25 protein-coding genes are annotated in these 23,077 nt (G+C 69.1%); 10 read left to right on the top strand and 15 right to left on the bottom strand.

Going from position 1 to position 23,077, the window contains the following annotated elements:
* Positions 1–3: 3 nt before the first annotated feature.
* From dnaQ to GBZ26_RS02240, 5 genes are read right to left on the bottom strand one after another with little or no spacing between them, the layout of a single operon-like run.
* Positions 4–681, bottom strand: a complete 678-nt coding sequence (gene dnaQ / locus GBZ26_RS02260; RefSeq protein WP_094301386.1) for a DNA polymerase III subunit epsilon — start codon at positions 679–681, stop codon at positions 4–6.
* The gene (gene coaE, locus GBZ26_RS02255; protein ID WP_174437408.1) at positions 674–1,318 is read right to left on the bottom strand and encodes a dephospho-CoA kinase; all 645 of its coding nucleotides are present in this window, start codon (positions 1,316–1,318) and stop codon (positions 674–676) included. Before coaE ends, dnaQ begins: the two co-directional genes overlap by 8 nt.
* Positions 1,319–1,327: 9 nt before the next feature.
* Entirely contained in the window at positions 1,328–2,167 is an 840-nt protein-coding gene (locus tag GBZ26_RS02250) for a shikimate dehydrogenase (RefSeq protein WP_174437407.1), read from the bottom strand.
* Positions 2,164–2,772: a Maf family protein gene (locus tag GBZ26_RS02245; RefSeq protein WP_174437406.1), complete on the bottom strand. Its 609-nt coding sequence runs from the start codon at positions 2,770–2,772 to the stop codon at positions 2,164–2,166. Before GBZ26_RS02245 ends, GBZ26_RS02250 begins: the two co-directional genes overlap by 4 nt.
* Positions 2,769–3,617 carry a pyruvate, water dikinase regulatory protein gene (locus GBZ26_RS02240; RefSeq protein ID WP_174437405.1) on the bottom strand — a complete coding sequence of 283 codons (849 nt, stop codon included), beginning with the start codon at positions 3,615–3,617 and terminating at the stop codon, positions 2,769–2,771. Before GBZ26_RS02240 ends, GBZ26_RS02245 begins: the two co-directional genes overlap by 4 nt.
* 447 nt (positions 3,618–4,064) lie before the next feature.
* Between GBZ26_RS02240 and hemE the strand changes: the two genes are divergently transcribed.
* Together hemE and hemJ are read left to right on the top strand one after the other, a co-directional pair.
* The gene (hemE, locus tag GBZ26_RS02235; protein WP_174437429.1) at positions 4,065–5,090 is read left to right on the top strand and encodes a uroporphyrinogen decarboxylase; all 1,026 of its coding nucleotides are present in this window, start codon (positions 4,065–4,067) and stop codon (positions 5,088–5,090) included.
* A 49-nt stretch (positions 5,091–5,139) separates the two neighbouring features.
* Positions 5,140–5,568: a protoporphyrinogen oxidase HemJ gene (gene hemJ / locus GBZ26_RS02230; RefSeq protein ID WP_038530217.1), complete on the top strand. Its 429-nt coding sequence runs from the start codon at positions 5,140–5,142 to the stop codon at positions 5,566–5,568.
* 16 nt (positions 5,569–5,584) lie between these two features.
* Here the strand turns inward: hemJ and GBZ26_RS02225 are convergent, their stop codons facing one another.
* Positions 5,585–8,326: a cation-transporting P-type ATPase gene (locus tag GBZ26_RS02225; protein WP_174437404.1), complete on the bottom strand. Its 2,742-nt coding sequence runs from the start codon at positions 8,324–8,326 to the stop codon at positions 5,585–5,587.
* A gap of 360 nt (positions 8,327–8,686) precedes the next feature.
* Between GBZ26_RS02225 and rho the strand changes: the two genes are divergently transcribed.
* On the top strand, positions 8,687–9,943 hold the full coding sequence (gene rho / locus GBZ26_RS02220) for a transcription termination factor Rho (protein WP_174437403.1): 1,257 nt from the start codon (positions 8,687–8,689) through the stop codon (positions 9,941–9,943).
* 116 nt (positions 9,944–10,059) lie between these two features.
* Here rho and secB read toward each other — a convergent pair whose 3' ends face one another.
* Both secB and GBZ26_RS02210 read right to left on the bottom strand, forming a co-directional pair.
* Entirely contained in the window at positions 10,060–10,557 is a 498-nt protein-coding gene (secB, locus tag GBZ26_RS02215) for a protein-export chaperone SecB (protein ID WP_035670309.1), read from the bottom strand.
* 100 nt (positions 10,558–10,657) lie between these two features.
* Complete coding sequence (locus tag GBZ26_RS02210; protein WP_174437402.1) at positions 10,658–11,263, bottom strand: FxsA family protein; 606 nt, start codon at positions 11,261–11,263, stop codon at positions 10,658–10,660.
* Positions 11,264–11,505: 242 nt separating this feature from the next.
* Here GBZ26_RS02210 and GBZ26_RS02205 point away from each other — a divergent pair, with 242 nt between their 5' ends.
* From GBZ26_RS02205 to GBZ26_RS02195, 3 genes are all read left to right on the top strand, one after another.
* Positions 11,506–12,180: a Tim44/TimA family putative adaptor protein gene (locus GBZ26_RS02205; protein WP_174437401.1), complete on the top strand. Its 675-nt coding sequence runs from the start codon at positions 11,506–11,508 to the stop codon at positions 12,178–12,180.
* 13 nt (positions 12,181–12,193) lie between these two features.
* Positions 12,194–13,399: a murein transglycosylase A gene (gene mltA / locus GBZ26_RS02200; protein WP_174437400.1), complete on the top strand. Its 1,206-nt coding sequence runs from the start codon at positions 12,194–12,196 to the stop codon at positions 13,397–13,399.
* A 105-nt stretch (positions 13,400–13,504) separates the two neighbouring features.
* On the top strand, positions 13,505–14,347 hold the full coding sequence (locus GBZ26_RS02195) for a DUF1206 domain-containing protein (RefSeq protein WP_174437399.1): 843 nt from the start codon (positions 13,505–13,507) through the stop codon (positions 14,345–14,347).
* Positions 14,348–14,466: 119 nt separating this feature from the next.
* On the opposite strand, the gene GBZ26_RS02190 is transcribed toward GBZ26_RS02195, so the two are convergent.
* The 7 genes from GBZ26_RS02190 to hisB all read right to left on the bottom strand — a co-directional run bounded on the left by GBZ26_RS02190 (position 14,467) and on the right by hisB (position 18,632).
* Positions 14,467–14,835: a histidine triad nucleotide-binding protein gene (locus GBZ26_RS02190; protein WP_174437398.1), complete on the bottom strand. Its 369-nt coding sequence runs from the start codon at positions 14,833–14,835 to the stop codon at positions 14,467–14,469.
* 31 nt (positions 14,836–14,866) lie between these two features.
* Positions 14,867–15,202 (bottom strand): phosphoribosyl-ATP diphosphatase, encoded by a 336-nt coding sequence (locus GBZ26_RS02185; RefSeq protein WP_174437397.1) that lies wholly within the window; start codon positions 15,200–15,202, stop codon positions 14,867–14,869.
* On the bottom strand, positions 15,195–15,980 hold the full coding sequence (gene hisF / locus GBZ26_RS02180; protein ID WP_174437396.1) for an imidazole glycerol phosphate synthase subunit HisF: 786 nt from the start codon (positions 15,978–15,980) through the stop codon (positions 15,195–15,197). The genes GBZ26_RS02185 and hisF overlap by 8 nt, the downstream gene beginning before the upstream one ends.
* The gene (gene hisA, locus GBZ26_RS02175) at positions 15,980–16,729 is read right to left on the bottom strand and encodes a 1-(5-phosphoribosyl)-5-[(5-phosphoribosylamino)methylideneamino]imidazole-4-carboxamide isomerase (RefSeq protein WP_174437395.1); all 750 of its coding nucleotides are present in this window, start codon (positions 16,727–16,729) and stop codon (positions 15,980–15,982) included. The genes hisF and hisA overlap by 1 nt, the downstream gene beginning before the upstream one ends.
* Before the next feature lie 14 nt (positions 16,730–16,743).
* Positions 16,744–17,286, bottom strand: a complete 543-nt coding sequence (locus GBZ26_RS02170) for a GNAT family N-acetyltransferase (RefSeq protein ID WP_035670288.1) — start codon at positions 17,284–17,286, stop codon at positions 16,744–16,746.
* A gap of 2 nt (positions 17,287–17,288) precedes the next feature.
* A complete protein-coding gene (gene hisH / locus GBZ26_RS02165; RefSeq protein ID WP_149165386.1) occupies positions 17,289–17,933 on the bottom strand; it encodes an imidazole glycerol phosphate synthase subunit HisH in 645 nt (214 codons plus the stop codon).
* Positions 17,934–18,008: 75 nt separating this feature from the next.
* The gene (gene hisB, locus GBZ26_RS02160) at positions 18,009–18,632 is read right to left on the bottom strand and encodes an imidazoleglycerol-phosphate dehydratase HisB (RefSeq protein ID WP_035670281.1); all 624 of its coding nucleotides are present in this window, start codon (positions 18,630–18,632) and stop codon (positions 18,009–18,011) included.
* A gap of 148 nt (positions 18,633–18,780) precedes the next feature.
* Here hisB and GBZ26_RS02155 point away from each other — a divergent pair, with 148 nt between their 5' ends.
* The 4 genes from GBZ26_RS02155 to GBZ26_RS02140 form a co-directional block, all read left to right on the top strand.
* On the top strand, positions 18,781–20,352 hold the full coding sequence (locus GBZ26_RS02155; RefSeq protein WP_174437394.1) for a S1 family serine peptidase: 1,572 nt from the start codon (positions 18,781–18,783) through the stop codon (positions 20,350–20,352).
* A gap of 84 nt (positions 20,353–20,436) precedes the next feature.
* Complete coding sequence (gene hslV / locus GBZ26_RS02150) at positions 20,437–20,985, top strand: ATP-dependent protease subunit HslV (protein WP_014238902.1); 549 nt, start codon at positions 20,437–20,439, stop codon at positions 20,983–20,985.
* A 22-nt stretch (positions 20,986–21,007) separates the two neighbouring features.
* Entirely contained in the window at positions 21,008–22,345 is a 1,338-nt protein-coding gene (gene hslU, locus GBZ26_RS02145) for an ATP-dependent protease ATPase subunit HslU (protein WP_174437393.1), read from the top strand.
* Positions 22,346–22,520: 175 nt separating this feature from the next.
* Positions 22,521–23,077 (top strand): ATP-binding cassette domain-containing protein (locus tag GBZ26_RS02140; protein WP_174437392.1); only part of this gene is annotated, 557 nt, incomplete at its 3' end.

Below are 23,077 nucleotides of genomic sequence, written 5' to 3'. Positions count from 1 at the left end.
AACTCACTCGGCGGCCCAGAGCGGGTTCTTCAGCTTCTTGAGAAGCTCCGCATGGGCCGCCAGCTCCTCCTCGCTCGGCGCGTGGGCGCGCGGGGCGCGGTAGGGGCGGTCGATGCGGATCGCCGCGGGGCCGCCCGCCGCCGGGCCGGAGGCCAGCGCCAGACCGGCCTGACGCCCGCCGCGCAGCTCCAGATACACCTCGGCCAGAAGCTGGGCGTCGAGAAGCGCGCCGTGGTAGGTGCGGCTGGAATTGTCGACGCCGAAGCGCTTGCAGAGCGCGTCCAAGGTGGCCGGCGCGCCGGGAAACTTCTGCCGCGCCATCAGCAGCGTGTCGATGGCCCGGTCCTTCGGCATCACCGGATAGCCGGCGATCCGCAGTTCCCAGTTCAGGAAGTGCATGTCGAAGGCCGCGTTGTGGATCACCAGCGGCGCGTCGCCGATGAAGGCCACGAACTCCGCCACCACGTCGTTGAACAGCGGCTTGTCCGACAGGAACTCCGTCGTCAGCCCGTGCACCGCCACCGCGTCCGGCGGCACGTCGCGCTCCGGGTTGACGTAGCAATGGAAGGTCTTGCCGGTGGCGACGTGGTTGTGCAGCTCGACGCAGCCGATTTCGATCAGCCGGTGCCCTTCCTCGGGCTTGAAGCCGGTCGTTTCCGTATCGAGGACGATCTCACGCATGAACCACCTGTCCGGGCTGGTATCCCCGCGGCGGCCACTGCCATCCGCGGCGCCGCTTCACGTCGGCGAGGATGTTGCGCAGCGCCCGCCGGGTGGCCCGCCGCCCATCGCCGGTGTTGACGACGTGGTCGGCGCGCCGCCGCTTCTCCGCGTCGGGCATCTGCCGGGCCAGAATAGCGGCGAACTTGTCCGGCGTCATGCCCGGCCGCGCCAGGACCCGTGACTTCTGCACCAGGAAGGGGGCGGTGACCACCACGGTGCGGTCCACCTTGCGCTCCCCACCGATCTCGAACAGCAGGGGGATGTCCAGCACCGCCACGCGCACGCGGCGGCGTGCCGCCTGCCTCAGGAAGCGCCGCTGCGCGGCTTGCACCGCCGGGTGGAGGATCGCCTCCAGCCGCTTCAGCGCCGCTGGGTTGCCGAAGACCGCGGCACCCAGCGCCCGCCGGTCCACCGCGCCATCCACGACCACGCCAGGAAAGGCCGCCTCGATGGCTGGCACGGCGGCGCCGTGGCGCCCCAGCAGGCCGTGCACCACGGCGTCGCTGTCGCACACCGGGGCGCCCATGCGCTTCAGCATGCGCGCCGCCGTGCTCTTGCCCATGCCGATGGAGCCGGTCAGTCCCAAGACGATCATCACGCGACCTCAGCCCTGGAGAACGGCGGCCTTCAGCCCCTCGGTCACCTCCGGCTCCCGGCCGAACCAGGCGGCGAAGCCGGGGCGGGCCTGATGGAGCAGCATGCCGACGCCGTCCACAACGCGGTTGCCGCGGGCCTGCGCGGCGGCCAGAAGCGGGGTCATCAGGGGCGTATAGACGATGTCGGTGACGACCGCCGAACCGGGCAGGGCGCGCAGGTCCAGCTCCAGCGGCGGCTGGCCGGCCATGCCCTGGGTCGTCGTGTTCACCACCAGCGCCGCCCCTTCCAGGAGCGTTTCACGTGAAACCCAGTCGGCGGTCTCGATGTTGCCGCCAATATCCGTCGCCAGCTCGTCCGCCCGCGCCCGCGTGCGGTTGACCAGCCAGACGCGCGGAGCACCCTCGTCGAGGAGGGAGGCAACGACGGCCCGCGCGGCACCACCGGCACCGATGACCAGCGCCGGACCGTCCGTGGCCTTCCAGCCCGGCGCGCCGCTCCTCAAATTCTCGATGAAACCGAAGCCGTCGGTGTTGCGGCCTTCCAGCGACCCGTCCTCGCCCACCACGATGGTGTTGACGGCGCCCATCCGCTTGGCGGTGGCGTCCAGCCGGTCGACCGCGCGGTAGGCGGCCTCCTTGTGCGGCACCGTCACGTTGCAGCCGCGGAAGCCGAGTGCGGGCAGGGCGCGGATGGCCTGCTCGATGCGGTCGGGCGGCGCGGCCAGCGGCACATAGGCGCCGTCGATGCCGTACTGTTCCAGCCAATAGCCGTGCAGCCGGGGCGAGCGCGAATGGCCGATCGGCCAGCCCATCACCCCGGCCAGCCTTGCCTTGCCGCTGATCGTCATTCCGCAATCACCCCATGCACCCGCAGGAACCCGAGCAGCGGCAGCAGCGGCAGCCCGAGGATCGTGAAGAAGTCGCCGTCCACCCGGTGGAAGAGCTGCGCGCCCAAGCCTTCGAGGTGATAGGCGCCGACCGACCCCAGCACGTCGTCGCCCGCCGCGTTCAGGTAGGAGTCGAGAAAGGCGTCGCTGAAGGGGCGCATGGTCAGGCGGGCGCGGTCGACATGGTGCCACAGCCGCTCGCCGTCGCGGCTCACCACGGCACAGCTCACCAGCCGGTGCGTCTTGCCGCGCAGGTCTTGAAGCTGAGCCCGAGCGGCGTCGCGGTCGGCCGGCTTGTCGAACCAGCGGCCCTCGCACTCCAGCATCTGGTCGGCGCCAATCACCAGGGCGCCGGGATGCTTGCGGGTGACGCGCTGCGCCTTCAGCTCGGCCAGAGCCTCGGCCACATCCTCGACCGGGGCGCCCTCGGCGCGGGCGGCCAGCTTGATCTCCTCCTCGTCCACCGCGGCGGGGGCGAGGGTGACCCGCACCCCGGCGCGCTCCAGCATCTCCGCCCGGGTGCGGGAGCCGGAGGCGAGGACGACGGTGGGAACCGCTCCGCTCACGTCAGGGGTCCCTCGGGGACGACGCCGTGCAGGCCGCCGCTCTGGCGGCGGGCGAGCAGCATCATGATCTCCGCCGCCGTCTCCTCGATGGAGCGGCGCGACACGTCGATCACCGGCCAGCCGCGCCGGGTGAACATGCGCCGCGCGTCGGTGACCTCGGCGCGCACCACCTCGGGGTCTACGTAGGTCGAGGACTCGTTCTGGTTCAGCAGCTTCAGCCGGTTGCGGCGGATCTGCACCAGGCGGTCCGGGTCCTTGGTCAGGCCGACGACCAGCGGCCGGGTCAGCTTCTCGATCTCCGGCGGCATCGGGCAACCGGGGACGATCGGGATGTTCGCCGCCTTGATGCCGCGGTTCGCCAGATAGATGCAGGTCGGCGTCTTCGACGTGCGCGACACGCCCATCAGGATCACGTCAGCCTCGTGCAGGTCCCAGCTCGACTGGCCGTCGTCGTGGGCCAGCGCGAAGTCCATCGCGTCCATGCGCCCGAAATACTCGGCGTCCAAGGCGTGCTGGCGGCCGGGCTGGCGCTGCGATTCCACGCCGAGGAAGGCGGCCAGCGCGTTGATCAGCGGGTCGAGCACCGGGATGCAGGGCACCTGCACCTCGCGGCAGAAATCCTGGAGGCGGCGGCGCAGCTTCTCGTCCACCAGCGTGAACATGACGAGGCCGCGATTCTCCTGGACGCCCTCCAGAACCATGTCGAGCTGTCGCTCGGTCCGCACGAGATTCCAGAAATGCTCGACCGGGCGAACATCGTCGAACTGGATGACGCAGGCGCGGGCGACGCTGTTGATCGTCTCGCCGGTCGCGTCCGACACAAGATGCAGGTGGAACTGTCTCATCCGTCCCCAACGTGTTGTGGAGAACCCGTCCGAATCTGTGGACAACGGGGATCTCCTGGATTCTGTCCCTCCGGGCGGGACTCGTCGCCCCCGCTGGCGCCCCCTTCGGGACAATCCGCGCGCCCTCTCCGGAACATGGGTACAATGACTCCCGCGGACCATGTTATCCACGGGATTCCCAGGCTTCCCGATATAGCATTTCCGCCGTTTCCGGCGAAAGCGTCCGGAGTCGTCCACAGAATCCGATTTTCGTCCACAGCGCGCCGTCCGGCCTGTGGACGATTCCGCGCAAAGCGGGGATTCCCGTTTTCCACAGGCTCCCACCACCCCTTCTTCCTTTCTCTCTTTAAAAAGAATACTGAGTAGGGGGTGAGAACCCGCAGACCTGATTCACCTACAGGGGAACGATCCGCCGTGTCCGAGGCCGTGTCCAAGATTGCCAAGCCGATGCTTGCCGCCCTTGCCGGCGAGGTGCGTCCGCGCCCGCCCTTCTGGCTCATGCGCCAGGCCGGCCGTTACCTGCCGGAATATCGGGAATTGCGCGCCAAGGCCGGCAGCTTCCTGGACATGTGCTACAACCCCGACCACGCGGTCGAGGTGACCCTGCAGCCGTTGCGCCGCTACGACATGGACGCCGCGATTCTGTTCTCCGACATCCTGGTGGTGCCGCACGCCCTGGGCCAGCCGCTGGCCTTCCTGGAGGGCGAGGGGCCGAAGCTGGACCCTGTGAGAAGCGTGGAAGACCTCAAGCGCTTGTCGCGCGACCGCTTCCACGAACGGCTGGAGCCGGTCTACGAGACGGTCCGCCGCCTCTCCCGCGCGATTCCGGCGCACACCACGCTGATCGGCTTTGCCGGGGCGCCCTGGACCATCGCCTGCTACATGGTCGAAGGGGCGGGTTCCAAGGAGTACGCGCATGTCAAGCGCTGGGCCTACGGCGATCCCGCCGGGTTCGGCGCGCTGATGGACCTGCTGGTCGAGGTGACGGCCGACTACCTGTGCACCCAGATCGAGGCCGGGGCCGAGGTGGTCCAGCTGTTCGACAGCTGGGCGGGCGTCCTGCCGGCGGGCGAATTCCGCCGCTGGGTGATCGAGCCGACGCGGCGGATCGTGGATCTCATCAAGGCGCGCCACCCCGCGATTCCGGTCATCGGTTTCCCGCGCGGTGCGGGCCTCTCCTATGAGGCTTACGTCACGGGCAGTGGGGTGGATGCCGTCGGGCTCGACACCACCGTCCCGGTGGCTTGGGCGGCCGGGAATCTGCAATCCAGATTGCCGGTGCAGGGCAACCTCGACCCGATCATGCTCGCCGCCGGTGGCGAGGCCCTGCGCACCGCCGCCTCGGAGATTCTGGAGACGCTCGCCGGCAAGCCCTTCGTCTTCAACCTGGGCCACGGCGTGATCCAGACCACCCCGCCGGAGCATGTTGCCGAGCTGGCCCGTCTGATCAAGGACTGGCCGAACCGGGGCTGAGGCACCGGAGGGTCAAAAAAGCGCGCAACGGGAAGGGAAGGGGATTCCAGTGCTGTATCTCTGGGTCAAGGCTCTGCACGTCATCAGCATCATCGCCTGGATGGCCGGGCTTCTCTATCTGCCGCGGCTGTTCGTCTACCACTGCGAGACGGCGCCGGGCTCCGAATCCTCGGAGCGGTTCAAGGTGATGGAGCGCCGCCTGCTGCGCGCCATCATGAATCCGGCGATGGGCGCCGCCTATCTCTTCGGAATCGCGATGATCGTGATGGAACCGGCCTGGATGAAGCAGGGCTGGCTGCACGCGAAGCTGCTGTTCGTCCTGGCGCTCACCGGCACGCACATGATGATGGCGCGCTGGCGCAAGGACTTCGAGGCGGACCGCAACACCCGCCCGCAGCGCTTCTTCCGCATGTGGAACGAGGCGCCGACCCTGCTGATGATCGGCATCGTCATCTTTGTGATCGTGAAGCCGTTCTGACGGGACGGGGCGGCGGTCAACCCCGCCGTCCCATCACCCGGCGGGTGACCGCCTTCTCGGCCTCCACCGCCAGGAAGATCGCCAGACCGGCCGCCGTCATGGCCACCCACTGGGTCCAGTCCACCGCCGCCGTGCCGAACAGGCTCTGCAGGGGCGGGGCGTAGGTGAAGGCGAGCTGGAAGACCAGCATCAGCCCGATGGAGATCCACACCGGGCGGCTGCCGAACAGCCCCCGCCGGTTCAGCACCGAGGCGGTGACCGCCCGCGCGTTCAGCAGGAAGAAGATCTCCCCCATCACCAGGGCGTTGACGGCCATGGTGCGGGCGACCGGCGCCGGGTCGCCGTGCCCCTCGTGCAGCAGGAAGAATCCGAAGCTGGTGGCGACCAGGAGCGCCATCACCAGCACCATGCGCCCGATCAGGAAGCCCGGCAGGATCGGCTCGTCCTGCGGGCGGGGCGGGCGCTTCATCACGGCCGCTTCCGGTGGCTCGAAGGCCAGCGCCAGGCCCAGCGTCACCGCCGTCACCATGTTGACCCAGAGAATCTGGACGGGCGTGATCGGCAGCGTGTAGCCGGCCAGCACGGCGACCAGGATCACCAGCGCCTGGGCGCCGTTGGTCGGCAGCATGAACAGGATCGTCTTGCGCAGATTGTCGTAGACGGTGCGTCCTTCCTCCACGGCGTGGGCGATGGAGGCGAAGTTGTCGTCGGCCAGCACCATGCTGGCGGCCTCCTTCGCGGCCTCCGTCCCCTTGCAGCCCATGGCGACGCCGACGTCGGCGCGCTTCAGGGCGGGGGCGTCGTTCACCCCGTCGCCGGTCATGGCGACGGTGTAGCCGGCCGTCTGGAGCGCACGGACGAGGCGCAGCTTGTGCTCCGGCGTGGTGCGGGCGAAGACGTCGGCGTCGCGCGCCACGGCGACCAGCGTCGCGTCGTCCAGCCGGTCCAGTTCGCTCCCCGACACCGCGTCGCCCGACAGGTTGAACTGCCGCCCAATGGCCTGGGCGGTGCCGGCGTGGTCGCCGGTGATCATCTTCACCCGGATTCCCGCCGCCTGACACTCGGCCACCGCCGCCACCGCCTCCTCGCGCGCCGGGTCGATGAAGCCGCACAGGCCGAGCAGGGTCAACCCCTCCCGCACGTCGTCCATGTCCAGCACGGTCTGGCCGGGCAAAGCGGGCCGGCCGGCGAGAGCCAGCACGCGCTGGCCGCGCGCCGCCAGGTCCTCCACCCGCGCCAGCCAATGGCCGGTGTCGAGCGGTGCGCTGCCGCCGTCCGCGGCCCGTACGTGTGTGCACATGGACAGCACCCGTTCCGGCGCGCCCTTGACGTACAGCCGCCCGTGCCCCTCATGGTCGTGGTGCAGGGTGGCCATGTACTTGTGTTCGGATTCGAAGGGGATCACGTCCGTACGCGGGCGGCGGGCGGCCTCTTCCCGCACGTCCAGCCCGGCCTTGATGCCCAGCGCCAGCAGGGCGCCGTCGGTCGGATCGCCGGCCACCGTCCAGCCCTCCTCGCCACGCTGAAGCTCCGCGTCGTTGCACAGCAGGGCGGCGCGGGCCAGTTCGGTCAGCACGGGATCGGCGGCGGGGTCCAGGGCCTTGCCGTCGCGGCGGAACTCGCCTTCGGGGCGGTAGCCGGTGCCGGTCACCGAGCAGTCGCCCGCCGCGGTCACCACGGTCTGCACGACCAGCTCGTTGCGGGTCAGCGTGCCGGTCTTGTCGGAGCAGATGATCCCGACCGAGCCCAGCGTCTCCACCGCCGGCAGGCGGCGGATGATGGCGTTGCGCCGGGCCATGCGGGTGACTCCGATGGCCAGCGTGATCGTCATCACCGCCGGCATCCCTTCCGGAATCGCCGCCACCGCCAGACCGACCGCGGCCATGACCATGTCCGGCCAGGGCTCCCCCTGGACCAGGGAGCCGTAGAGGAAGGTCAGCGCGGTCAGCGCCAGGATGCCGATGGTCAGCCAGCGCCCGAAGACGGCCATCTGGGCGAGCAGCGGCGTGGTCAGCTCCTCCACGCCCGCCAGGAGCGTGCCGATGCGGCCCAGCTCCGTCTTGTCCCCCGTGGCCACCACGACGCCCATGGCCTGTCCCTGGGCCACCAGCGTGCCGGAATAGGCCATGCCGCCGCGCTCCGCCAGGGGAGCGTCCACGGCCACCGCGTCGGCGCTCTTGGCGACCGGCACGGATTCCCCGGTCAGCGCCGCCTCCTGCACGCGCAGGCCCTTGACGCGGACCAGCCGCAGATCCGCCGGCACCTTGTCGCCCGAGGCCAGAAGGACACGGTCGCCGGGCACCAGCTCCTCCGCCGGGACGGTCACCTGATGGCCGCCGCGCAGAACCACCGCCTGCGGCGACAGCATGCTGCGGATGGCGTCGAGCGCCTGCTCCGCCTTGCCCTCCTGGACATAGCCGATGGCGGCGTTGATCAGCACGACGCCGGCGATCACCGCGGCGTCCACGTACTCGCCCAGCAGGACCGTGACGACTCCCGCGCCGATCAGCACGTAGATCAGCAGATTGTCGAATTGCGCCAGGAAGCGCATCAGCGCCGATCGGCGGGGCGGTGGGGTCAGCCGGTTGGGGCCGTACCGCCGCCGGCGCTCCGCCGCCTCATCCGGCGTCAGCCCGTCGTCGGGGCTGTCCAGCACGGCCAAGGCTTTGTCCGGGGGCTGGGCGTGCCAGGGCAGGGGATTGGCGGAGGCTTCGGGAGCAACGATGGTTCCGGGTCCGGAACGGTCATGCGGGCTCATGATGTCAACCAAACCGTTTCTGTCCTAAACGCCCAGGTCGTGCCCCGGTGGTCTGGATAACAGGGGATGCGGCATCGTGACCCGGACGAAGACGCGCAAGAATCCAGCCCGTTTCCAAGAATTCGCTTTCATTTGACTTGCAGACGGCGTTCCGCTAACCATCTTTCCCACCACGGGGCGGCAAGCCTCGCGGGTACCCATCCCACATCCGCCGTTCCGTCCCTCCCCAACGATCTGGGCGCGACGTCCGACAGGCATTCCCAGCCTTCAGCGCCGTCCGACGCTCAACCGACGCACCCTGCGCCGGCCCGGGACCTCTGGCACTCCCCCTCGCATGACCGATTCCCTTAAGGCACCCCCATGCATCTCCAAGAGCTGAAGTGCAAGAGCCCCGCCGAACTGCTGGCGTTCGCCGAGGAACTGCAGATCGAGAACGCCAGCACGCTGCGCAAGCAGGACATGATGTTCGCCATCCTCAAGCAGCTGGCGGAAAACGACGTTCCGATCTACGGCGACGGCGTGCTTGAGGTTCTTCAGGACGGTTTCGGGTTCCTGCGCTCGCCGGAGGCCAACTATCTTCCCGGCCCCGACGACATCTACGTCAGCCCCAGCCAGGTGCGCCGCTTCAGCCTGCGCACCGGCGACACGGTCGAAGGGCAGATCCGCGCGCCCAAGGACGGCGAGCGTTACTTCGCCCTTCTCAAGGTCAACACGATCAACTTCGATGCGCCGGACAAGGTCCGCCACCGCATCAACTTCGACAACCTGACCCCGCTCTACCCGGAAGAGCGGCTGCGCATGGAAGTCGACGACCCGACCAAGAAGAACTACACGGGCCGCATCATCGACCTCGTGGCGCCGCTGGGCAAGGGCCAGCGCGGGCTGATCGTCGCCCCGCCGCGCACCGGCAAGACGGTGATGCTGCAGAACATCGCCCATTCCATCGCGACCAACCATCCGGAAGCCTATCTGATCGTCCTGCTGATCGACGAGCGCCCGGAAGAGGTGACCGACATGGCCCGCTCCGTGCAGGGCGAGGTCATCAGCTCCACCTTCGACGAGCCGGCGACGCGCCACGTCCAGGTCGCCGAGATGGTCATCGAGAAGGCCAAGCGGCTGGTCGAGCACAAGCGCGACGTGGTCATCCTGCTGGACTCCATCACCCGTCTGGCCCGCGCCTACAACACCGTCGTTCCCTCCTCGGGCAAGGTGCTGACCGGCGGCGTCGACGCCAACGCGCTGCAGCGCCCGAAGCGCTTCTTCGGTGCGGCCCGCAACATCGAGGAGGGCGGCTCGCTGACCATCATCGCGACCGCGCTGATCGACACCGGCAGCCGCATGGACGAGGTGATCTTCGAAGAGTTCAAGGGCACCGGCAACTCGGAGATCGTGCTGGACCGCAAGCTCTCCGACAAGCGCACCTTCCCGGCCATCGACATCTCCAAGTCGGGCACCCGCAAGGAGGAGCTGCTGGTCGACAAGGGCACCATCTCCAAGATGTGGATCCTGCGCCGCATCCTGATGCCGATGGGCGTGACCGACGCGGTGGACTTCCTGGTCGACAAGCTGAAGCACACCAAGTCGAACTCGGAATTCTTCGACTCCATGAATCAGTAGTCTACGGTTGTCTCTTCCCCCGTCCGATCCAAGGGCGGGGGAGGGCACGAAAAAAGGCGGGAGGCCCCAGTGGAGCCTCCCGCCTTTTCTTTTCAGCGCCTCGCGACCGGATCGGATCAGAACGGCGACTGCGGCGCCTCTTCGGCCTGGGCCTGCTGGCCGGCGGTCTGGCGGCGGTACAGGTCGACGAAGTCGATCGGGTTGATCATCAGCGGCGGGAAACCGCCGTCCTGGGTGCAGCCGGCGACGATGGCGCGGGCGAAGGGGAACAGCATCCGCGGCGCCTCGATCAGCAGAACCGGGCGGTGATGCTCCTGCGGCAGGCCCGGAAGCTGGAACAGGCCGCCATAGGCGACCTCGACCAGGAAGGCGGTCGCCTCGGCCTGCTTGGCCTCGCAGTGGAGCTTCAGAACGACCTCGTAGACGTCCTCGCCCATCGGCTGAACCTGCACGTCCACGCCGATGTTGACCTGCGGCTGCGGCTGGCCGGGCAGCAGGCTCTGCGGGGCGTTGGGGTTCTCGAAGGACAGGTCCTTCACATACTGCGCCAGCACATGCATCGGCAGCGACGAGGCGGCTTCCTGATCTTGACCGTTGATCTGCTGATCGGACATGGACAACTCCTGGCCGCTGGGCGGCATCACGATGGAAAGGTCTTCAAGACCCGCTGGCTAGCACGGAAACGCTGGCTCCACAAAGTGAAACCGCTGCGTTTCACCCGCGGTCGTTGCGGTGGGGCGAACCGGGCGGCGCCCAGCGGGAGTCGCCGAGCTTGGGCATGTCGTCGGGCCCGTCGCGGTCCGCCGGACCGCCGTTTCCCGGACGGCCGCCGTCGGGGTCGACCTCCTGGTAATCGACGTCGATCACCCCTGGCGGCGGGCGGTTGCGCGGGTGACCGTCCGACCCGGCGGGGCCGCTGCTGCTCCAGCTCCGGCCCCCCATGCGGCCCCCCATCTGGTAGGACGCGACCCCCTTCATACGGTCGAACAGCCAGCGGCCCAGAGCGTTGCGGATCGGGCGCACGAACAGAAGGATTCCGACGACGTCCGTCAGGAATCCGGGAATGATCAGCAGCAGGCCGGCGACGACGACGCAGAAGCCCTCGAACACGGCGCCGACCGGGCTCTCGCCGCGCTCCGCCGCCTGCTGCGCGCGCTTCAGCACGGACAGGCCCTGCCAGCGGATCAGGACGGACCCGAGGATGGCGGACAGGATCACCAGCCCGACCGTCGGACCGGCGCCGATCCAGTCGCCGACCTCGATGAAGGTGGCGATTTCCGCGATCGGCAGCAGAAGGAACAACAGCAACAGTGGATTCATGGCCGTCCTTGCTCTTTCAACCCCAAGGGCCTATCTACACCAGGGTACGCACCCGATCTTTGGTTGGAAGAACAGCTCCGGCACGGGTCATCGGGTGGAATCCTCGGCGGAGAGAGCGAGCAGGGACTTGGTCCCGGCACCGTTCCGGTACACTTAATGCTCACCCGCCGGAGGGTCCAGTAGTGGATCAAGCGGGGCCGGTGATTTCGGGGCCGGCCTTCAGTCACCCGGAAGGATGGATGATGGGAGATGGGTTTGTGTTCGTCGAGATCCTGATCTTCGCGATGATCGCGGCGTTTCTCGTGTACCGGCTGCGCAGCGTGCTCGGCCGCCGCACCGGTGAGGAACGTCAGCGGCCGAACCCCTTCACGGCCCGCCCCAACAACCAGCCCGACAATGTGGTGGCGATGCCCAACCGCGAGCGGCCCCTGCCGAACGCCGCCCCGTCGCCGGACGAGCCGGTGTCGCTGGCCACCGCGCTGGAGCAGATCAAGGCTGCCGACCCCAGCTTCGACGAGAAGTATTTCCTGCAGGGCGCCCGCGGCGCCTTCCAGATGATCGTGGAGGCCTTCGCCAAGGGCGACACGGCCACCCTGCGCCCGCTGCTCTCCGACGAGGTCTATGACAATTTCGCCCGTGCGGTGCGCGAGCGCCAGGCGGCCGGCGAGACGCTGGAGACCCGCATCGAGACGATCACCGACGCCGACGTGGTGGAGGCCCGCATGGACGGCCGCACCGCGCTGGTCACCGTGAAGTTCGTGTCGGAGCAGATGAACGTCGTGCGCAACAGCGCCGGTGCCGTGGTGGATGGCGATCCCGACGCCGTGGTCGAGGCCGTGGACGTCTGGACCTTCGCCCGCAACACCCGCGCCGGCGACCCGAACTGGGCGCTCGTCGAAACCCGCACCCCTCAATGACCGATCGGTTCTGATGCTCTCTCTTCCGGTTGTTCGTCTCAGCGCCGCGGCAGTCCTTGCCGCGGCGTTTCTCATTGGCTGCGAGCGCAAGGAGGAGGAGGCCAAGGCGCCGCCGCCCCCGCCGCCCGAAAAGCTGGTCCTCACCCCGGTCGCCTTCACGGCGCTGCCCGGCTGGAGCGCCGACCGCGTGGCGGAGGCCGTCCCGGCCTTCCAGCGTTCCTGCGCGAAGGTCAAGGCGCTGGCCGCCGACCGCTCCATCGGCCCGGACGGGGTCGGCGGCAAGGCGGCGGACTGGCAGGCCCCTTGCGCCGAGCTGGCCAAGCTGCCGCCCGGCGACGACGCGGCGGCGCGGGCCTATTTCGAGACGTGGTTCACCCCCTACGCAGCGGCCAACAACGCCGAGCGGCGCGGCCTCTTCACCGGCTATTACGAGGTCGAGCTGAAGGGCAGCCGGTCGCCGGACCCGGCCTTTCCGGTGCCGCTCTACAAGCGCCCCGCCGATCTGGTGATGGTCGACCTCGGCGAGTTTGCCGACCGCTGGAAGGGTGAGCGCATCGCCGGGCGCGTCACCGCCGGCCGGCTGAAGCCCTTCGAGGACCGCGCGGCCATCGAGGCCGGCGCGCTGAACGGGAAGGGGCTGGAGCTGGTCTGGCTTCAGGACCCCATCGCCACCTTCTTCCTGCACATCCAGGGGTCGGGCCGGGTCAGCTTTCCCGACGGGACCGAGACGCGTGTCGGCTACGCCGCCCAGAACGGCCACAAATACGTGGCCATCGGGCGGGAGCTGATCGACCGCGGCGCCCTGAAGCGCGAGGAGGTGTCGCTCCAGACCATCCGCGCCTGGCTCCGGGCCAACCCCGGCGAGGCGGCGGCGCTGATGAACAAGAACCCTTCCTACGTCTTCTTCCAGGAGCTGAAGGGGGAGGGGCCGAACGGCGCCCAGAACGTCGCCCTGACGCCGGGGCGCAGCCTCGCCATCGATTCCAAGTTCCTGCCCTATGGCGTGCCGGTCTGGCTGGACGCCGAGGATCCGCTGGACGCCCAGGCGCGGCTGCGCCGCCTGCTGATCGCCCAGGACACCGGCGGGGCCATCCGCGGCCCGGTCCGCGGCGATGTCTTCTGGGGCCACGGTCCGGAGGCGGAGGCGAAGGCCGGCGTGATGAAGAGCGCCGGGGAGTATTACGTCCTGCTGCCGAAGACCGTCGCGCCCGCCAGCTGACCGCCGCTTGTTTCCCCCCGCCGAGGAACCGAAGCGCAGCGGCTTCGGTTGTGTCAACCACCGCCGATGACGGCGGCTCTGGTTGACACACGGGGGGAGGGGGCCATGACCCCGCTGCAACGGCAAATCGACAGGCTCAACGAAATCGAAGGGCTGGCGCGGCTCGGCTACGCCGCGCGCGGCCTCGTTTATCTGATCGTCGGCTGGTTCGCCGTCACGGCGGCCTATGGCAGCAACCGGCCGACCGACACCAAGGGCGCGCTGGTCGAGCTGTTCCAGAACCCCTTCGGCTCGGTCCTGCTGGCGCTGACCGCGCTCGGTCTGGCCGGATACGCGCTGTGGCGGGTCATGCAGGCGGTGCTGGACGTCAACCATGTCGGGACCTCGCCCAAGGGGCTGGTGGTCCGCGCCGGCTTCGTCGTCGCCGGGGTGATCCACGCCGGTCTGGCGGTCTTCGCCATCAAGCTGCTGGCCGGTCAGGGCGGCGGGCGCGGCGACGGCGAGACAGCGGCGCACGACTGGACGGCGTGGCTGCTCGCCAAACCGATGGGGCGCGTCCTAGTCGCCGCGGTGGGGGTCGCCATCATCGGTGCGGCCGTCGCCCACGCCGTCAAGGCCTACAAGGCCAGCTTCCGCCGTGAGTTGGACGCCGATCCGAACACCATGAAGGTGATCTGCCCGATCGGCCGCTTCGGATTCGCCGCCAAGGGTCTCGTCTTCGCGGTGGTCGGAAGCTTCTTCATGGTGGCGGCGTGGCAGTCGGACTCGTCGGAGTCCGGCGGGCTGCTCAAGGCGCTGCAGTTCCTCCAGCAGCAACCCTATGGCCCCTGGCTGCTCGGCGTTGTGGCCGCCGGCCTGTTCGCCTTCGGTGCCTTCAGCGTCATCCAGGCCGTCTACTGCCGGATCGACGGCGAAGCGGCGGAGCGGCAGATCCGCGCCATGGTGTGAGCGCGCTGCCGGGCAAAAGAACCGGTCCAAAAGAAGAAGGGCGCCGAGGGTTTCCCCGGCGCCCTTTCCCTTCACGACGATGTTTCACGTGGATCGTCGCGTCACACCGAAAGGTGGGCTCACCCCTTGGTGATCATCGGGCCGAGGCGGCGGCCGGCGAAGACGTGGATGTGCAGGTGCGGAACCTCCTGGTTCGCGTCCTCGCCGCAGTTGGACAGGATGCGGTAGCCGGGCTCGGCGGCTCCGGCGCCGCGCGCCACCTCGCCGACCGCGCGGACCAGGCCGGCGATCTCCGCCTCCGTCGCACGGGCGCTGAAATCGTCCATGTCGACATAGGCGCCCTTCGGGATCACCAGGATGTGCGTCGGGGCCTGCGGGTTGATGTCGTGGAAGGCCAGAGCGTGCTCGGTCTCCATGACCTTCTTGCACGGGATCTCGCCGCGCAGGATGCGGGCGAAGACGTTGTTCGGATCGTAGGTCTTGGCCATCGCGTCGTTTCCCCTTCCGCCTTGAACTTTGTTAAGCCTTGCGCGCCTTCTTCTCGGCGATGCCGCTGGTGCCCTCGCGCTGGGCCAGCTTCTCCCAGACCTCGGCGGGCTCCAGACCGGCGTCGGCCCACAGCACCATCAGGTGATAGAGCAGATCCGCCGATTCCGAGGCCACCGCCGCCTTGTCGCCGCGCACCGCCTCGATGACCGTCTCCACCGCCTCCTCGCCGACCTTCTGGGCGATCTTGGCGGTGCCGCGGTGGAACAGCTTGGCGGTGTAGGAGGTCTCCGGATCGGCGCCCTTGCGCGCCTGGACGGTGGCGTAGAGCCGGTCCAGAACCGCGGCGGAGATCTTGTCCTCAGCCATGTGCGGCCTCCGCCATGCGGGCCGGGCGCACCGGAATGCCGGCCTCGGCCAGCGCCGCCTTGGCCTGCCCGATGGTGTAGGTGCCGAAATGGAAGATGGAGGCCGCCAGAACCGCCGTGGCGTGGCCCTCGCGGATGCCCTCCACCAGATGGTCCAGCGTGCCGACGCCGCCCGACGCGATCACCGGGATGCGCAGCCCGTCGGCCACCTTGCGGGTCAGGGCGAGGTCGAAACCGCTCTTGGTGCCGTCGCGGTCCATCGAGGTCAGCAGGATCTCGCCCGCCCCGTAGGACTCCATGCGCTTGGCCCATTCGATGGCGTCGATGCCCGTGGCCTTGCGCCCGCCGTGGGTGAAGATCTCCCAGCGGCCCGGCTCGACCTGCTTGGCGTCGATAGCGACGACGATGCACTGGGCGCCGAACTTCTCCGCCGCCTCCTGCACGAACTCCGGACGGTGGATGGCCGCGGTGTTGATGGACACCTTGTCCGCGCCGGCCAGCAGCAGCTTGCGGATGTCCTCGACCGTGCGCACGCCGCCGCCGACGGTCAGCGGCATGAACACCTGCTCGGCGGTGCGGCGCACCACGTCGTAGATGGTGTCGCGGTTCTCGTGGCTGGCCGTGATGTCGAGGAAGGTCAGCTCGTCCGCCCCCTCCCGGTCATAGACGCGGGCCTGCTCCACGGGGTCGCCGGCGTCGATCAGATCGACGAAGTTGACCCCCTTGACGACCCGCCCGTCCTTGACGTCCAGGCAGGGGATGACGCGCATCTTGAGCATCAGCCGGCCTTTCCGGTGACGGGGGTGGCGGAGAGGAGATCAAGCGCCGTCTTCGGGTCGATGCGCCCGTCGTAGAGCGCGCGGCCGCAGATGACGCCCTGGATGCCGGTGTCCTCCTCCTTCTTCAACGCGATGAGGTCGTCGATGGAGGAGACGCCACCCGACGCGATCACCGGGGTGGTCAGGTGGAAGGCGAGGTCGGAGGTCGCCTCGACGTTCACGCCGCCCATGGCGCCGTCGCGGTTGATGTCGGTGTAGATGATGGCGGCGACGCCGCTGTCCTCGAACTTCAGCGCCAGATCCAGCGCCTTGATGGTCGAGGTCTCGGCCCAGCCGGCGACGGCCACGTAGCCTTCCCGCGCGTCGATGCCCACCGCCACCTTGCCGGGGAACTCCCGGCAGGCTTCGCGGACCAGTTCCGGCTCGCGCAGGGCAACGGTGCCCAGGATGACGCGGCTGACGCCCTTCTCCAGCCACATGGCGATGGTCTTCAGGTCGCGGATGCCGCCGCCCAGCTGCACCGGAATGGTCACGGCGCCCAGGATGCTCTCGACCGCCTTGCCGTTGACCGGCTTGCCCTCGAAGGCGCCGTTCAGATCGACCAGATGCAGCCATTCGAAGCCCTGGCTTTCGAACAGGCGGGCCTGGTCGGCGGGTTCGGTGTTGAAGACGGTCGCCTGGCTCATCTCGCCGCGCAGCAGCCGAACGCAGGCACCGTCTTTGAGGTCGATGGCGGGATAGATGATCATCGCGGTGTCTCGTCCTATGGCGTGTCGTGAAGCGTGTCGGGGGTGAGGTCTTTCACATAGAAATGTCCGGCCAGCCTTTTGCCGTCCACCAGCGCATAGAAGGGATGCGTGCCCCAACGGCGGAAGCCCAGATCCTCGTACAGCGTGATGGCCGCGCTCTGGGTTTCGCGCACATCGAGGTTCAGCACGCGGAAGCCGGACGCCCGCGCCTCCTCCTCCACCGCCACGGTCAGGCGGCGGGCCAGCCCGTGGCCCCGCGCCCAGGGGGCGACGAAGCTGGTGGTCAGGGTGGCGGCGTGGGCCTGCGCCTCGTTGTTGCGGGCCGGCTTCACCAGCTGGGCGGAGCCGGCGATGACGCCATCCAGCCGGCCGACGAACAGGATGCGTTCCGGCACCACCAGAACGCCCTTCCAATAGCGTTCCATGATTTCGCGGGCGGGCGGCGCCACCCAGCCGAAGCCGCCCCCCGCCTTGACGGCGTCGTCGGCGGCGTCGCACAGGTCGTGCAGATCGCCGGTCTTCAGCGTGTCGATGCGCTCGACCGTGACGTCGGTCATCGTCAGACCCGCCAGGTCAGGAAGTTGGCGACCAGGGCGAGGCCGGTCTCCTGGCTCTTTTCCGGATGGAACTGGGTGCCGACCAGATTGTCGCGTCCGACCACCGCTGCGAAAGGCCCGCCGTAATCGGCGCTGGCGATCACGTCCTCCGGCCGCTCCACGGCGAAGCGGTAGGAGTGGACGAAGTAGGCGTGCGCCCGCTCCGGCAGGCCGGCCAGCACCGGGTGCTCCCGGCGGATGTCCAGCTCGTTCCAGCCCATGTGCGGGATCTTCAGCGTCGGGTCGGCGGGCTCCAGCTTCACCACCTCGCCCTTGATCCAGCCCAGCCCCTCGGTCACGCCGTACTCGCGCCCACGCTCCGCCATCAGCTGCATGCCGACGCAGATGCCCAGGAAGGGGCGGCCCTTGCCGTGCACCACCTCCTCCAGCGCGTCGAGCATGCCGGGAACCTCCGACAGGCCGCGCTTGCAGTCGGCGAAGGCGCCGACGCCCGGCAGGACGACGCGGTCGGCCTTGCGCACGGCGTCGGCGTCGGAGGTCACCAGGACCTGGAAGGAGGCGTGGCACTCCGCCGCCGCGCGCTCCAGAGCCTTGGCGGCGGAACGCAGGTTGCCGGAGCCGTAATCGATCAGCGCAACGGTTTCCATGAAACGAAAGCCTTCAGCAGAGACCCGGCCTTTTCGGCGCAGCCGGTATTTCAGAGTTCGAAGCCGCCGGTTTTTTCAGAGGGAGCCGCCCAGCGTCCCCTTGGTCGAGGGCACGGCGTCGCGCTTGCGCGGGTCGATTTCGATCCCGGCCCGCAGCGCGCGGGCAAGCGCCTTGTAGCAGCTTTCCACGATGTGGTGGTTGTTCTCGCCATAGAGGCATTCGACGTGCAGCGTCACGCCCGCGGCCATGGCGAAGGCCTGGAACCACTCGCGGAACAGCTCGGTGTCCATGTCGCCGATCTTGTCGCGGCTGAAGGACACCTTCCAGATCAGGTAGGGCCGGTTGGAGAAATCCAGCGCGACGCGGGTCAGCGTCTCGTCCATCGGAACGTAGGCGTGGCCGTAGCGCTGGATGCCCTTGCGGTCGCCGAGCGCCTTCGCCACCGCCTGGCCGATGGCGATGCCGCTGTCCTCGGTCGTGTGGTGGGCGTCGATGTGCAGATCGCCCTCCGCCGCCACCGACAGGTCCATCAGGCTGTGGCGCGACAGCTGCTCCAGCATGTGGTCGAGGAAGCCGACGCCGGTCTTCACGTCATAGACGCCGGTGCCGTCCAGATTCACGGCGACCCGGATCCGGGTTTCGGTGGTGTTCCGCTCGATCGAGGCGCGGCGGACGCCATTGGCAAGGCTCTGGTCCATGAGTCCGGGTTTTATCAGGAAGCGCACGGGCGCGCCAGAGGCGCAGCCTCCGAAAACGCCTATGACCGTCGGTCGCGATGCCGCATAATGCGTGTGTGTGCATGGTTGTGTGCACGCTCAACGCGCATAATGGGATATGCCACCGGACATGCCGAAGCCCGGACGTCTTCTTCTGCCCTTCGCGGCCCTGCTGGCGCTGGCCGGCTGCATGGGCGGGGAGCTGCCGCAGACCCGCAAATCCCCGCCCGTAGCCCGCGGTTCGACGGAGCCGATCCGCTTCGACGGCCTGTCGCTGGGCTCGATGCGGCGGGGCATGGTGACGGGGCGCTATGTCTGGGCGCTGGAATGCTGGCCGCCCTACGAGGACGTCTATTGGACCAGCGGGCGCAGCCTGCACGAGAATTCCACCTTCCAGGAACGCTTCGCCGAGGTTCTGGCCGACGCCGGCTACGACGTGGCGGGCGTCCAGGGCAGCGACTACGAGGCGGAGTTCGACCGCAAGCGCGCCCGCTACATCCTGCGCGGCGACCTGCGCGCGGTGAACAGCGACCTGTGCCGCCGCCGGAGCTGGCTGACGGGTGGCGGCGAGGGCGTGTCGGGTGTCGGCAGCCTGCGGGTGGATTGGGCGGTCTACGACGCCGTGACGGGGCGGCTCGTCCACCGCGTCACCACCACGGGGGTGGCCCGCAAGGACAGCGGCGTGCCGCAGGGCGACGTCCTGCTGATCGAAGAGGCCTTCGGCACGGCGGTGGAGGCGCTGGGCGCAGACCCCGGCTTCCGCGCCACGGTGTCACGGGGCGGGGCGATAGTGTCAAGTGGCCCCGCCATAGTGTCAAGTGGCCGGGGAGGAGTGTCAACCGCGCCTTCGGGAGCGTCAAGTGCGGCCCCGGTAGTGTCAAGTGGGGCGGCAGGAGTGTCAAGTGCCGCCCCGGATGTGTCAACCGGGCCATCCATGGTGTCAACCGCGGCGGTCGAAACGGTGACGGTCGATCCCGGCGGCGCCTCCGCCGGACCGGCGCCCGTCCTGGAGGACACCCGTCCCCCGACCCTGATTCTGCGCATCGCCGACCCGCTCCAGGGCTACGCCGACGATCCCGCCGCCCGCGTGTCCGCCGCCACGGTTCGCGTCGGACCGGAGGAGCGCAAGGGCCGGGGGATCGTGCTGGGGGAACTGGACGGCCAGTCGCTTCTGCTGACGCTCGACGCCGGGCTGGACGTGACCGTCACCGTCGCGCCGTCGCGCGGGGTATCGCTGGACGGAACGGTGATGGCGCGCGACGTTCCGGGCGGAATCGCCCTGGTCCGCGTGCCGGCCCGGCTGCGCGCGGCGCCGCTGCGGCTCGGCGACCCGGCAATCAGCGAGCCGGTGATGGCGGTTCTGGAGCGGGGCGACGACACGGCGCCGGGCATCCTGGCGGCCCGGCGCCCCGATCCGCACGCCGCACCGGGGGTGGAGGCGACGCTGCTCCAGGCCGACCTGACCGGGCCGGCGCCGGCGCCGGGCGACCCGCTGGTGGACGAGGCGGGCAACCTGCTGGGCGTCGCCCGTCCGGGTCCGCCGCCGGGTGGCGCGCACGGCCTGTCCGCCTTCGTCCCGGTGATGGAGGCGCTGGCCCGCCTGGGGGTGGAGGTGACGCAGCTCGCTCCCCGGCCATTTCCACCACATGGTAGGCCGCCCCATGACGCCAGACTTGACGGGACCCGCCGTCCCCCCACATAGACCCGTGTTCCGATGTGCCTATATCGGCCGGGTTCGCGCCGGGCCGTTCGGGCACGGGCGCTTCTTTCTCCGAACACGGTCCCGATGACTTCCCACGATCCCATCCAGTGGCACGGCACCACCATCCTCTCGGTCCGCAAGAACGGGCAGGTGGTCATTGCCGGCGACGGCCAGGTGTCCGTCGGCCAGACGGTCATGAAATCGAACGCCCGCAAGGTGCGCTGGCTCGCCGGCGGCACGGTGATGGGCGGCTTCGCCGGCGCCACCGCCGACGCGCTGACCCTGTTCGAGCGGCTGGAGACCAAGCTGGAGAAGCACCCCGGCCAGCTGCTGCGCGCCTGCGTGGAGATGGCCAAGGACTGGCGCACCGACCGCTACCTGCGCCGGCTGGAGGCCATGATGGCCGTGGCCGACCGCAACGTCAGCCTGATCCTGACCGGCAACGGCGACGTGCTGGAGCCGGAGGACGGGCTGATCGGCATCGGCTCCGGCGGCGCCTACGCCCTGTCGGCGGCGCGCGCGCTGGTCGACGTCGATGGTCTGGACGCGGAGGCCGTGGCCCGCAAGGCGATGAAGATCGCCGCCGGCATCTGCGTCTACACCAACGAGAACGTCACGCTTGAAAAGCTCTAACCCTCAGACCGGGTCCCACGCCATGTCCGCCCCCAGCATCGCCGCCGCCACCGCCGCCTTCAGCCCGCGCGAGATCGTCTCCGAGCTCGACCGCTACATCGTCGGCCAGCACGAGGCCAAGCGCGCGGTCGCCATCGCGCTGCGCAACCGCTGGCGCCGCCAGCAGCTCCCCGAGGGGCTGCGCGAGGAGGTTCTGCCCAAGAACATCCTGATGATCGGCCCGACCGGCGTCGGCAAGACGGAGATCGCCCGCCGTCTGGCGAAGCTGGCGCAGGCGCCCTTCCTGAAGGTCGAGGCGACCAAGTTCACCGAGGTCGGCTATGTCGGCCGCGACGTCGAGCAGATCGTCCGCGACCTGGTGGAGGCGGCCATCGGCCTGACCAAGGAGCGGCTGCGCAAGGAGGTCGCCGCCAAGGCCGAGCTGCGCGCCGAGGAGCGCGTGGTCGACGCGCTGTGCGGCGAGAACGCCAGCCCGGAAACGCGGCAGAAGTTCCGCAAGATGCTGCGCGAGGGCACGCTGAACGACCGCGAGATCGAGATCCAGGTGGCCGACACCGCCGGCGGCCTGCCGACCTTCGACATCCCCGGCATGCCGGGCGCCCAGATGGGCATGCTGAACCTGAACGACATCTTCGGCAAGGCGATGGGCGGGCGCACCAAGTCCCGGCGCATGTCCGTTGCCGAGAGCTACACCGTTCTGATGGCGGAAGAGTCGGACAAGCTGCTTGATCAGGAAAAGGTCGTTTCGGAAGCGATCCAGGCGGTGGAGCAGAACGGCATCGTCTTCCTCGACGAGATCGACAAGATCTCCGCCCGCTCCGACTACAAGGGCGGCGCCGACGTCAGCCGCGAGGGCGTGCAGCGCGACCTGCTGCCGCTGATCGAGGGCACGACCGTCAGCACCAAGCATGGCGCGGTGAAGACCGACCACATCCTGTTCATCGCCTCGGGCGCCTTCCACCTGTCCAAGCCGTCGGACCTGCTGCCGGAGCTGCAGGGCCGCCTGCCGATCCGCGTCGAGCTGAAGGCGCTGGAGCGGGAGGATTTCCGCCGCATCCTGACCGAGCCGGAAGCCAGCCTGATCAAGCAGTACAAGGCGCTGCTGAAGACCGAGGAGGTCGATCTCGTCTTCACCGACGACGCCATCGACGAGCTGGCCCGCCTCGCCACCGAGATCAACGCGACGGTGGAGAACATCGGGGCGCGGCGCCTGCACACCGTCCTGGAACGGCTGCTGGAGGACATCAGCTTCACCGCCAGCGACAAGGCCGGCCAGACCGTCACCATCGACGCGGAAACCGTCCGCGCCCAGGTGGGTGGCCTCGCCAAGAACGCCGACCTGTCGAAGTTCATTCTGTAAGCCCTCCTACGGCGCCGCGGGGCGGTCCCCCGCGGCGCTTTTCCTCACCCGCCTTGATCGGCGGCCCGGCTGGCCTTAGGATGGCCGGCGTCTCACCACGGCAGGAAGCGCAGACCGATGGATTTCAACCCGACCGCAACGTCCGTTCGTTTCGTCTTCGGGGAAATCCGCGTCCATGCCTGCTTCCATCACACCGCCCGCCATCACCCTGGCGAACCTGTCCTGGTCCACGCCTGACGGGCGTTCCGTCCTATCCGACATCAGCCTGGGGTTCGGCCTTGAACGGACCGGGCTCGTCGGACGCAACGGCACCGGGAAATCGACCCTTCTCAAGCTGATGACGGGCGCGCTGCGTCCGCAATCCGGGACGGTGTCGGTCCGCGGCAGCCTGGGAATCCTGAATCAAAACCTGTCGGTGACACCGGACGACACGGTCGCCGGCCTGTTCGGCGCGACCGCCGTGCTGGACCTTCTGCGCCGCGCCGAGCGGGGCGACGCGGACGCCGACGCGCTGGCCGAGGTGGATTGGACGCTGGAAGGCCGCATCCGGTCGGCGCTCGGCCGGGTGGGGCTGGAGGCGGAGCCCGAGACGCCGCTGACGCGCCTGTCCGGCGGTCAGCGCACGCGCGCCGCCCTGGCGGCGGCGATCTTTCCGGAGCCCGATGTCCTGCTGCTGGACGAGCCGACCAACGATCTCGACCGCGAGGGGCGGGAGGCGGTCGTCGGGCTGCT

Origin of the sequence: Azospirillum formosense, assembly GCF_013340925.1 — a bacterium.
Taxonomy (GTDB): domain Bacteria; phylum Pseudomonadota; class Alphaproteobacteria; order Azospirillales; family Azospirillaceae; genus Azospirillum; species Azospirillum formosense.
Note: the sequence above shows the minus strand (reverse complement) of the source record. Positions and strands in the feature narration are given on the sequence as shown.

Excerpts from the sequence above, each read along its gene's own strand:
- GBZ26_RS02190 (WP_174437398.1), bottom strand. The coding sequence starts at position 14,835 with ATGGCCAAGACCTACGATCCGAACAACGTCTTCGCCCGCATCCTGCGC.
- GBZ26_RS02170 (WP_035670288.1), bottom strand. The coding sequence starts at position 17,286 with ATGACCGACGTCACGGTCGAGCGCATCGACACGCTGAAGACCGGCGAT.
- GBZ26_RS02225 (WP_174437404.1), bottom strand. The coding sequence starts at position 8,326 with ATGAGCCCGCATGACCGTTCCGGACCCGGAACCATCGTTGCTCCCGAA.
- GBZ26_RS02195 (WP_174437399.1), top strand. The coding sequence starts at position 13,505 with ATGACCCCGCTGCAACGGCAAATCGACAGGCTCAACGAAATCGAAGGG.
- secB (WP_035670309.1), bottom strand. The coding sequence starts at position 10,557 with ATGTCCGATCAGCAGATCAACGGTCAAGATCAGGAAGCCGCCTCGTCG.
- GBZ26_RS02185 (WP_174437397.1), bottom strand. The coding sequence starts at position 15,202 with ATGGCTGAGGACAAGATCTCCGCCGCGGTTCTGGACCGGCTCTACGCC.
- GBZ26_RS02210 (WP_174437402.1), bottom strand. The coding sequence starts at position 11,263 with ATGAATCCACTGTTGCTGTTGTTCCTTCTGCTGCCGATCGCGGAAATC.
- mltA (WP_174437400.1), top strand. The coding sequence starts at position 12,194 with ATGCTCTCTCTTCCGGTTGTTCGTCTCAGCGCCGCGGCAGTCCTTGCC.
- hemE (WP_174437429.1), top strand. The coding sequence starts at position 4,065 with ATGCTTGCCGCCCTTGCCGGCGAGGTGCGTCCGCGCCCGCCCTTCTGG.
- GBZ26_RS02205 (WP_174437401.1), top strand. The coding sequence starts at position 11,506 with ATGGGAGATGGGTTTGTGTTCGTCGAGATCCTGATCTTCGCGATGATC.
- hisA (WP_174437395.1), bottom strand. The coding sequence starts at position 16,729 with ATGATCATCTATCCCGCCATCGACCTCAAAGACGGTGCCTGCGTTCGG.
- dnaQ (WP_094301386.1), bottom strand. The coding sequence starts at position 681 with ATGCGTGAGATCGTCCTCGATACGGAAACGACCGGCTTCAAGCCCGAG.
- hisB (WP_035670281.1), bottom strand. The coding sequence starts at position 18,632 with ATGGACCAGAGCCTTGCCAATGGCGTCCGCCGCGCCTCGATCGAGCGG.
- GBZ26_RS02250 (WP_174437407.1), bottom strand. The coding sequence starts at position 2,167 with ATGACGATCAGCGGCAAGGCAAGGCTGGCCGGGGTGATGGGCTGGCCG.
- hslV (WP_014238902.1), top strand. The coding sequence starts at position 20,437 with ATGACTTCCCACGATCCCATCCAGTGGCACGGCACCACCATCCTCTCG.
- hslU (WP_174437393.1), top strand. The coding sequence starts at position 21,008 with ATGTCCGCCCCCAGCATCGCCGCCGCCACCGCCGCCTTCAGCCCGCGC.
- hisF (WP_174437396.1), bottom strand. The coding sequence starts at position 15,980 with ATGCTCAAGATGCGCGTCATCCCCTGCCTGGACGTCAAGGACGGGCGG.
- GBZ26_RS02155 (WP_174437394.1), top strand. The coding sequence starts at position 18,781 with ATGCCGAAGCCCGGACGTCTTCTTCTGCCCTTCGCGGCCCTGCTGGCG.
- hisH (WP_149165386.1), bottom strand. The coding sequence starts at position 17,933 with ATGGAAACCGTTGCGCTGATCGATTACGGCTCCGGCAACCTGCGTTCC.
- GBZ26_RS02240 (WP_174437405.1), bottom strand. The coding sequence starts at position 3,617 with ATGAGACAGTTCCACCTGCATCTTGTGTCGGACGCGACCGGCGAGACG.
- coaE (WP_174437408.1), bottom strand. The coding sequence starts at position 1,318 with ATGATCGTCTTGGGACTGACCGGCTCCATCGGCATGGGCAAGAGCACG.
- rho (WP_174437403.1), top strand. The coding sequence starts at position 8,687 with ATGCATCTCCAAGAGCTGAAGTGCAAGAGCCCCGCCGAACTGCTGGCG.